6 protein-coding genes are annotated in these 5354 nt (G+C 69.2%); all 6 read left to right on the top strand.

Translation table 11 applies throughout. The features are described 5' to 3' along the window. Window positions 1–1205: xanthine dehydrogenase family protein molybdopterin-binding subunit (locus ACLP25_RS12305; RefSeq protein WP_442469481.1), on the top strand; the 1205-nt coding region annotated here is incomplete at its 5' end. Between the two features lie 137 nt (window positions 1206–1342). Further along, window positions 1343–3664 (top strand): pyridine nucleotide-disulfide oxidoreductase/dicluster-binding protein, encoded by a 2322-nt coding sequence (locus tag ACLP25_RS12300; protein ID WP_442469480.1) that lies wholly within the window; start codon window positions 1343–1345, stop codon window positions 3662–3664. Then, window positions 3661–3882 (top strand): DVU_1557 family redox protein, encoded by a 222-nt coding sequence (locus ACLP25_RS12295; protein WP_442469479.1) that lies wholly within the window; start codon window positions 3661–3663, stop codon window positions 3880–3882. The genes ACLP25_RS12300 and ACLP25_RS12295 overlap by 4 nt, the downstream gene beginning before the upstream one ends. Then, window positions 3882–4565: a DVU_1556 family methyltransferase gene (gene trsM / locus ACLP25_RS12290; RefSeq protein ID WP_442469478.1), complete on the top strand. Its 684-nt coding sequence runs from the start codon at window positions 3882–3884 to the stop codon at window positions 4563–4565. Before ACLP25_RS12295 ends, trsM begins: the two co-directional genes overlap by 1 nt. Further along, a complete protein-coding gene (locus ACLP25_RS12285) occupies window positions 4558–5019 on the top strand; it encodes a DVU_1555 family C-GCAxxG-C-C protein (RefSeq protein WP_442469477.1) in 462 nt (153 codons plus the stop codon). Before trsM ends, ACLP25_RS12285 begins: the two co-directional genes overlap by 8 nt. 3 nt (window positions 5020–5022) lie before the next feature. Continuing rightward, a partial coding sequence (locus ACLP25_RS12280; protein WP_442469476.1) for a nucleotidyltransferase family protein occupies window positions 5023–5354 on the top strand: 332 nt, incomplete at its 3' end.

The raw sequence follows: 5354 nt of genomic DNA, 5'->3' as shown, positions 1-5354 counted from the left end.
AGAACATCCGCGGCCACGGCCGCACGATCGCCACCAACCATGCGTGGGGATCGGCGTTCCGCGCTTACGGCTCGCCGCAGTCGTTCCTGGCCTCCGAGATCGCCATGGACATGCTGGCCGAGAAAATGGGCGAAGACCCGTTCGAGTTCCGGTACAAGAACCTCTACAACGACGCCTCGACCACGCCGACCGGGCAGAAGCCCGACGTTCTGGTGCTGAGCAAGCTCTTCGACCTGATGCGGCCGAAGTACCACGAGGCCAAGAAGCGTTGCGCGGAACTCTCGACCGATGAGAAGAAGCGCGGCGTCGGGCTCTCGCTCGGCATCTACGGCTGCGGACTCGACGGTCCCGACAGTTCGGAGGCGCGCGTCGAGCTGACCCCGGCCGGCGTCACCGTCTACAGCACGTGGGAAGATCACGGCCAGGGCGCCGACCTCGGCTCGCTGACCATGGCGCATGAGGTGCTCCGCGCGGCCGGGTTCAAGCCGGAGCAGATCAAGCTGGTGATGAACGACACCATTCTGCCGAACTCCGGTCCGGCGGGCGGCAGCCGCTCCAACGTGTTCACTGGCAACGCCACCCGCGTGGCGGCGGAAATGCTGCTCAGCGCGATGCGCAAGCCGGGCGGCGGTTATCGGACCCACGCCGAAATGGTCGAGGAAAAGATCCCGCTCGTCTACGACGGCAAGTGGGTCGCCGCGGCCTGCTCGGCGTGCAGCTCGGAGACCGGCCAGGGCGCGCCGTTCCCGGTCTACATGTACGAGGTCTTCATGCCGGAGGTCGAGGTCGACATGGAGTCGGGCGAGGCCAAGGTGGTGAAGTTCACGACCGCAGTGGACGTGGGCACGATCATCAACCGCGCCACAGTCGACGGCCAGATCTACGGCGGTCTGGCGCAAGGCATAGGTTTGGCCCTCACCGAGGACTTCGACGATCTGGAGGTGCACACGAACCTGCTCGACTGCGGCATCCCCTATCCGAAGGACGTCCCCGACGACATCGAGATCCTGTATCTCGAGACGCCGCGGGCGGACGGTCCGTTCGGCGCGGCGGGCGTCGGCGAAGCGCCGCTGACCGCCCCGCATCCGGCGATTCTCAACGCGATCTACAACGCCTGCGGCGTCCGCATCTTCAAGGTGCCGGCGCTGCCGGAGTCGATCAAGAAGGGACTCGACGACAAGAAGCGCCTGCCGCACGCGGCGTGATGAGAACAGCCTTCGGCGCGCTCGCCTGAGCCCGCCGAAGGAATCCGAGTGGGACGCGCTCGGCCCTAAGCGCGTCCCACTCGGCGCCCCGCAGACGGCGCCGACCGCCGCGGGGCCTTATTTCCCGGACCCCGGAAATGGATGGTCAACGCGTCAAGCAATGGGAAGCCCGCTGCATCGAGGAGCAGCCGCCGGCGTGCATGGCCGCGTGCCCTCTGCGCGTCGACGTCCGCGCGATGGTCGAAAAGCTCAAAACCGGCGACTTCGCCGCGGCCTGCGCGATCTACGCCCATTCCATCCCGTTGCCGGCTGTGCTCAGCCGGATCTGCGACCACCCATGCGAATCGGCGTGCCGCAGGGGCGAGGCGGGCGGCGCGATCCGGATCGCGGCGCTCGAGCGCGCGCTCGTGGGCGAGGCCTACGCGACCATCCGCCGCGCGCCGCAGCCGGCGCGCAAGCCTAAGCACGTCGCGATCGTCGGCGCCGGGATCGCCGGGCTCACCGCCGCCTTCGACCTCGCGATGAAAGGGGGGGCTGTTACGGTTTTCGAGGCCGAGGCGCGCCCGCTGCCGCGCCTTGCGGGCCGCTATCCCGCCGACCTGCCGCACTCGGCCATCGACGCCGACGTGGCGGCTCTCGCTGCGCTCGGCGTCGCCATAGAGTGCGACACGCGAATCGGCGCCTTGGGGCGGCCCGCGCTGTCGGCGCTCATCGCCGATCATGACGCCGTCCTCGTGGCGACCGGGGCGGGTCCCTCATGGACCTTCGCCGCCGACCTGCAGCTCACGCCGGAGGGCGCCCTCGCCATCGATCCGGAAACTCTGGTCGCCAGCAACCCCAAGGTTTTCGGCGCCCGCGGCCAGGAGGCGCCCTATTCGCCGATTGGCTCCGCCTTCGACGGGCGGCGCGCGGCGCTGTCGATCGACCGCCTGCTCCAAGGCGCGTCGCTGACGGCGAGCCGGACGGACGAGGCCGGCGGCGGCACCTGTCTCTACGTCAACGTCGCCGCACACGCCCCCGCTCCCCCCCCGACGCCTGCCGAGCCCGAGCGCGGCTACAGCCGCGAGGAGGCGATCGCCGAGGCGGCCCGATGCTTCCCCTGCCGCTGCCTCGAATGCGTCAAGGCGTGCGAATACCTGAAGCACTACGGCTTGTATCCGAAGCGCTACGTGCGCGACATCTACAACAACCTCAGCATCGTGCTCGGGAACCGCAAGGCCAATCGGATGATCGACAGCTGCGCGCTGTGCGGGCTGTGCGACACGCTCTGTCCCAACGATCTGAGCATGGGTGAGGTGTGTCTCGAGGCGCGCCGCGACATGGTCGACAGCGGCCACATGCCGGCCTCGCACCACGACTTCGCGCTACGTGACATGGCGCACAGCCGGTCGAAAGCCGCCGCCTTCGCACGCTCGCAGCCGGGCTTCGTCAGGAGCGCAGTCGCCTTCTTTCCCGGCTGCCAGCTCGCCGCGTCGTCGCCCTGGCATGTCGAGCGCGTCTACGCTCATCTCGCGGCGAGACTTCCGGGCGGCGTCGGCCTGATGGTCGACTGCTGCGGCGCGCCGGCGATGTGGAGCGGCCGCCGCGGCCTGCACGAAGAGGTGACGATGGCTCTGCGCGAAACCTGGCGCAACCTGGGGGAGCCGGAGATCATCACCGCTTGCTCGAGCTGCCTCAAGACGCTCGGCGAGTTCCTGCCGGAGATGAAAGCGCGCTCGCTTTGGACGGTCCTCGCCGAGATCGGCTGGCCGGAGGGCGAGAGGTCACGGGTCGCGGGCCCGCTCGCTATTCACGATCCTTGCACGGGCCGGCGCGCGGTCGAGGCGCAGCGCGTGGTGCGCGCGCTCGCGGCCGGCCTCGGCACCGACGTCCGCGAGCTCGGCGGCGCGGAGCTGACGACCTGCTGCGGCTTTGGCGGGCTGGCGTCCTTCGCCAACCCGGAAGTCGCGGACAAGATCGTCGACCGCCGCATCGGCGAGAGCGGCGCCGATTATCTCACCTACTGCGCGATGTGCCGCGACAATTTCGCGCGGCGCGGCAAGCGCGCGATCCACCTTCTCGACCTTATATTCGCCTTGCCAGACGGCGGCGATCCGGCCGCCCGGCCCGATCCCGGCTTCTCGCGACGGCGCGACAACCGGGTCCGGCTCAAGGCGCGCATGCTGCGCGAGGTCTGGGGAGAGGACATGAGCGAGCCGCAACCCGAACTCGAACTCGTCATCCCCGACGAAGTGCGCGCCGACATGGAGCGCAAGCTGATTCTCGTCGAGGACGTCGCGCGCGCGGTCGGCGAGGCCGAGAAGACCGGCCGGAAGCTGATGGACAAGGCGACCGGCCGCTCGATCGCCACGCTCCGGATCGGCGAGTTCACCTGCTGGGCCGAATACGAAAAGACAGAGCAGGGCCTTGTCCTGCACCGCGCCTGGGGCCATCGCATGCAGGTCGAGGCGAAACCGTGACCGGGCCGCCCCAAACGGCGCATCCCTTCGATCCGGCAGGCCTCGTTTGCGCCGCCTGCGACCGGCCTCTGGAGATGGGCAAGGTCGAAGCCTCCTATCTCGGCCAGCGCTTTCCGGTCGAGTTGCCGCGCTGCCCGTCCTGCGGATTCGTCTACGTCTCGGAGGAGCTTGCGCTCGGCCGCATGCTGAAGGTCGAGCAGGCCCTGGAGGACAAGTGATGCGCCCGGCGATGCAACCCGGCGAAGCGCTTTCCGGCTGCTGGCGTCTCGCAGACCTCGAGGGCTCGCCGCTGCGGCCAGGCGGCCTCGCGCTCACCGAAGAACTGATCGGCCTCGCCGGATTCCGGCCGGGCCACCGAGTGGCGGACGTCGGCTGCGGGCTCGGGGCCTCGACGCGGCTCCTTGTCCGGCGCGGCGTCGCGGCCGTCGGCGTCGACGTCGACGTCCAAGCCAGCCCCCGCGCGGCGCCGTTCGTCGCCGCCGACGCGGCTCGGCTGCCGTTTGCCGACCAAAGCCTCGACGGCGTGCTTGCCGAATGCGTGCTGTCGGTTTTGCCCAATCGCGGAGCGGCGCTCGCCGAATGGGCCCGGGCGCTGAAGCCCGGCGGCCGCCTTGCGCTGAGCGACGTCTACGGCCGCGCCGGCGCCGAGACCGCGAGGCTCCCGACCCGCGAAGGGCTCGAGCTCACCATCGCCGCGGCCGGCTTCCAGATCGAGCGCTTCGAAGGCCGCTCCGAGGTTTTGAGGCGCTGGGTCGCGGAATTCATCTTCGCGCATGGCTCGCTCGACGCGCTTTGCGACGGAGCGGTCGACCCCGCGACGCTCGGCCGGTCACGACCCGGCTACTGTCTTATCGCCGCATTGAAGCCGGCTGGTCATTTCGAAAAGGCTCGCCATGGCTGACGAATCCTTCCGCATCGCGGAGCTCATGCTCGAGGGCGACACCTGCGGCCACATTCTCGCAAAGTTGGCGCTCGAAGCCGTGGGCCGAGACAATCCCGACCTCGTGCGCGCGATGTCCGGCCTTGCCGTCGGCATGGGCCGCGGATTCAATTGCGGCTGCCTGACCGGCGGGTGCTGCGTCCTCGGCTTCTACGGCGGCCGCGCCGACGAGAGCGAGCCCGTGTATCCGCGCTTCGACGTGATGATCGAAGAGTTCTCCGGCTGGTTCGAGCGCGCGATGACGGAAAAATACGGCGGGATCGATTGCAAGGACGTGATCGGTTTCGACACCGCCCTCAAGGCCGAGCGCTGCCCCGGCGTGATCCTCGACAGCTGGCTGAAGATCAAGGAGATCCTGGAGAAGAACCGGGTGAATCCGGGAGGGCCCGCGCCGGCGCGGTGGGAGGACGACTGAGCCATGCCCGGCCTCGCCTTCCGCTCCGCCGTGGCGGCGATCGTGCTCGCCGCCGGCCGGTCGTCGCGCATGGGCGAATTCAAGCCGCTGCTGCCGTTCGGCGAAGAGACGGTGATCGGCTGGGTCGTCGCCAACCTGAGAGGGGCGGGAGTCGCACGCATCCACGTGGTCACGGGCTTCAAGGCCGAGGCGCTCGCGCCTGAGCTTTGCCGCCTCGGCGTGACGATCGCGCATAATGCGGATTTCGAGGGCGGCGTGATGTCCAGCGTGCAGACAGGCGTCGCCGGGCTGCCTGCGGAGATGGAGGCGTTCCTGCTCATGCCGGTCGATATGCC

This window comes from Roseiarcus sp. (assembly GCF_052145395.1).
Taxonomy (GTDB): domain Bacteria; phylum Pseudomonadota; class Alphaproteobacteria; order Rhizobiales; family Beijerinckiaceae; genus Roseiarcus.
The sequence above is the reverse complement of the archived record's forward strand: the minus strand, read 5'-3'. Positions and strand labels throughout refer to the sequence as shown.